The sequence below is a fragment of the Streptomyces sp. STAM6 genome (assembly GCF_054963715.1).
This window is the reverse complement of sequence record NZ_JBUEFZ010000080.1, coordinates 1-3,428: the sequence shown is the minus strand read 5'-3', so window position 1 is coordinate 3,428 and position 3,428 is coordinate 1. Positions and strand designations below refer to the sequence as shown.

Below are 3,428 nucleotides of genomic sequence, written 5' to 3'. Positions count from 1 at the left end.
CACCGTGGCGCTCGCGTGCTGCTGAGCACGTTGCCCGAGCACCGGCGCTACCGGATTCCCCTGGCCGGTCTTCCCGCCGGGCAGCCGACCGCCCCGGCCGGCACCGGCCTGCCCGAGCCCGCTGCCCGTGGCGTCCGGCTGCCGGCACCGCGCCGGAGCAAGGGCGACAGCCGACCCGCGCGTCTGCGGACGTTCTTCCGGGAAGTCCTGGACCAGACCGGCGACGGACGTATCGGCGCCGCCGACCTGCAGGCCATGGCACACAACGTGTGCTGGCCGCTGGAGCTCACGGAGGAGCGCGAAGCGGAGGTGTACGCGGCCTTCGACACCTGGTGGCAGCATCTGCGCGCCGCCACGGACACCGACGAGGACGGTCAGGTGACCTGTGAGGAGTTCACCGCCGCCATGCTCGCCGGGGTCGACTCCGACTCCGAATACCTGGCGCAGGGGCTGCACGTCGCCGTGCGTGCCATGTTCCGGGCGGCGGACACCGACGGCAGCGGGCATCTCGGCCCGGACGAGTACCGCGCCCTCTTCGGCGGCTCCCGTGTGCACCCGGCCGAACTCAACCACGGCTTCCGTCAGCTCGACCTCGACGGAGACGGCCGCCTCACCGAGGACGAGCTGGTCCACGCCTTCACCGAATACTTCACCGCCCGCTCCGACAGCATCGCGGGCAGCCAGCTCATCGGACGGCCCTGAGCGACTGCCTCACCCTCCGGTGGCCCTCCGTGCTCGGCGGCGTTCCAGGCAGCCCCTGATGAAGGCCGCCTGCCCGGCGTGCTGCAGGTCGTCGGCGATGACGCTGACGAGCCGGACGCCCAGGGTCACCGGCGGAGTCCAGGAGTCGTCCACGATCCGGTTGAGCGCCGTGCCGCGCAGTCCGCGGACGAAGGCCGCGGTCTTCTCGTGGACGGCGTCGTAGTAGCCGAGCAGCAAGGCCGGCGAATCGACCCGGACCGCGGCGACCTGCTTGCTCGTGTGGCCGTAACCGGTCGCCTCGGGAGGGAAGGGAAGACCGAAGCGGTCCGCCCATCCCTCCGACGACCACACCTGTTCCCTGCCTGCGACATCGGCCAGGTGGTCGTCCTGGATCCGTGTCAGGTGCCAGACCAGCCAGGCGACGGTGTTCGCGCCGGGATCGATCCGGGCGTGGAGGTGTTCCGTCTCGATCCCCTCGACCGCCTCGTGGACCACCTCTTCGACACGTCCGAAGGCGTCTGCGAGCACTTCTGCGGCATTCATGTGCCGAGTCAACCGCGCCGCCCGGCCGCGATCGCCGGCCGACACGCAGGCGTCGGCGGATTACCGCCACCTACACCATCGGGTCGATGTCCCCCGAGGCGATACTGCTCTCCTGGTCGCTCTGCTCCCGGAGGCGGCGGGCCTTGTCCTGCAGACGCCGGCGCTGGTCCGGGTCGGAGGCCCGCTCGGCGGCCTGATCCAGTTCCCTCGCCTTCTCGCGCATCTGCCGGACACGGCCGCGTGATTCATCCGCAACGCTCATGATCCACTCCTCGGGTGAGGGAAGCCTGACGACTCCATCAGCGAAGCAGCGTCCCCGCACGATCGCATCCCGAGCAGCTCGCCACGAGTGGACCGTCCGGACCCGGCGGCGGCCTGGAGCGGGGGCCGTCCGGCGGCCGACCTGCCGGTCGTCCGGCCACCCCCGCAGGGGTCGTACCGAACGTACGAGCGGCCGGAATCCTGACTCACTCACTCTTCACCTTCCGCCCAAAAGGGTGTTTCCTGGAGGAGTTCGGAGGAGGCGGCCATGGGCACTGAGACCCACTCGTCATCTGCAGGCTTCCGCTGGGTCCGACCCACGGCACTCGCCACCGCGCTCGTGCTCCCGCTCGCGCTGACCGCGTGCGGAAGCGGAGGCGGGAGCAGGGACGCGAAAGGAAGTGTGAGACCGGCCGGGACCGGCACACCGACGACGACCACGCACACACCCCCGGCGGCCACTTCGCCCCCCGCCACGGAACCCGGCCGGGGCGCCGGGGAGACGCGGCCCGCACCCACTCCCCCACCGGCTTCCCCGAAGCAAGCGGTCCCCGGCGGCGGCAAGAAGCAGGTCCGCACCTCCGTCTACTTCCTCCACGGCGAGCAGGTCTCCCCCGCTCCCCGCTCCGTGTCCGGGCCGGCCACCGCCGCGCAGTCCCTGCGGGCCCTGCTCGCGGGGCCCAACGGCTTCGAGCGCGGGCACGGCCGGACGACGGCCATCCCCGCCGGCACGACCCTGCACTCGATCGTGGTGCGTGATCGCGTCGCGACCGTGGACCTCTCGGGACGTTACGACGACGGCGGTGGCACCCTGTCCATGCGCGCCAGGCTCGCCCAAGTGGTGTTCACCGCCACCCGCTTCCCGACCATCGACAAGGTGCGCTTCGCGCTCGACGGCAAGCCGGTGTCCTCGTTCAGCGGCCAGGGCATCGCTCTCAACAAGCCCGTCGGACGCGCGGACTTCGAGGACCTGACACCGGACGTACTGGTCGAGTCGCCGCTGATCGGTGACAGCATCCGGACGCCGCTGCGTGTGTGGGGCAGTGCCAACACCTTCGAGGCCACGCTCCGTCTGAAGATCACCGACGCGGCGGGCAAGACCGCGGCCAACCCCTATGCCACGGCCACCTCGGGTTCCGGCACGCGCGGTACGTTCGATGTCACCTTCCCGTACGACGCCACGCGCTCGGGTGCCGGTGTACTGACCGCCTACTGGGACTCACCGGAGGACGGCCGCCCTGTGGTCTCCGACACGGTGCCGGTGACCGTGCACCGCTGACGCCGTGATCGGTGCGGAGCCAGGGAGGATCGAGTCGGTGATCGGGCGCCGGGGCCGGGTGACAGAATCGCCGCATGGTGATGTGCGACTACTTCTCCGCCCCGGACGACGCCACCGCTGTCCGCGTCCTCGACCTGCCCGGTGGGCCGGACGCCGCGGTGTTCGACGTAGTACCGCTGAGGGGCATCGACCCGGTCGTGGCCCTGGCCAGGCTCGAAGCGATCCTGACCGGCTGCTCCTTCGAGGAGGCGAGCGAGCGTCCGCGCTCCGGGCAGCTGCTCTCCTCCCCGGAGGCCGAGGGTGCGTTCGTCATCAGCGTGTCCGACACTCTGCAGGAGGCACTGGCCGCGGCGCCCTGGGGTTCGCCGGCCGATGCGGCCGGGCCGTGGGCCGAGACCGATGAGCTTCGCCAGTACGGAGTCACGTCCGGGACCGCGACGCAGGTGGTGGCCCTGCTGTCGGGCCTGGCCGGGCGGTCGCGTGCGGCGGGACACCGGATGTACTGCTGGTGGGCCCTGTGACCGCGGATTCCCCGGTGCGAAGACATCGCTACAAGGTGCGCGGGTGTGGCGCCGGCGTGTTCGTGGGCGTGTTCGCCGAAATCCTCCGGCCGACGGCTCCGCCCACCACCGCCACACCCGTC

The 3,428-nt window shown here is 71.4% G+C and carries 5 protein-coding genes; 3 read left to right on the top strand and 2 right to left on the bottom strand.

Annotated features, from left to right (window positions below; translation table 11 throughout):
- Positions 1 to 702 (top strand): EF-hand domain-containing protein (locus ACY34K_RS33755; protein ID WP_462754074.1); only part of this gene is annotated, 702 nt, incomplete at its 5' end.
- Positions 703 to 711: 9 nt separating this feature from the next.
- Here the strand turns inward: ACY34K_RS33755 and ACY34K_RS33750 are convergent.
- Positions 712 to 1,245, bottom strand: coding sequence for a mycothiol transferase (locus ACY34K_RS33750; protein ID WP_462754072.1), 534 nt, complete (start codon positions 1,243 to 1,245; stop codon positions 712 to 714).
- Positions 1,246 to 1,315: 70 nt separating this feature from the next.
- Positions 1,316 to 1,507, bottom strand: a complete 192-nt coding sequence (locus tag ACY34K_RS33745; RefSeq protein ID WP_462754070.1) for a DUF6381 family protein — start codon at positions 1,505 to 1,507, stop codon at positions 1,316 to 1,318.
- Positions 1,508 to 1,909: 402 nt separating this feature from the next.
- Between ACY34K_RS33745 and ACY34K_RS33740 the strand changes: the two genes are divergently transcribed.
- A complete protein-coding gene (locus tag ACY34K_RS33740; protein WP_462754068.1) occupies positions 1,910 to 2,785 on the top strand; it encodes a GerMN domain-containing protein in 876 nt (291 codons plus the stop codon).
- A 74-nt stretch (positions 2,786 to 2,859) separates the two neighbouring features.
- Positions 2,860 to 3,306, top strand: a complete 447-nt coding sequence (locus ACY34K_RS33735; protein WP_462754066.1) for a hypothetical protein — start codon at positions 2,860 to 2,862, stop codon at positions 3,304 to 3,306.
- Positions 3,307 to 3,428: the final 122 nt, after the last annotated feature.

What these genes read in the sequence shown, in the direction of transcription:
- ACY34K_RS33750 (WP_462754072.1), bottom strand. Translation starts at nt 1,245, where the DNA reads ATGAATGCCGCAGAAGTGCTCGCAGACGCCTTCGGACGTGTCGAAGAG.
- ACY34K_RS33745 (WP_462754070.1), bottom strand. Translation starts at nt 1,507, where the DNA reads ATGAGCGTTGCGGATGAATCACGCGGCCGTGTCCGGCAGATGCGCGAG.
- ACY34K_RS33735 (WP_462754066.1), top strand. Translation starts at nt 2,860, where the DNA reads ATGGTGATGTGCGACTACTTCTCCGCCCCGGACGACGCCACCGCTGTC.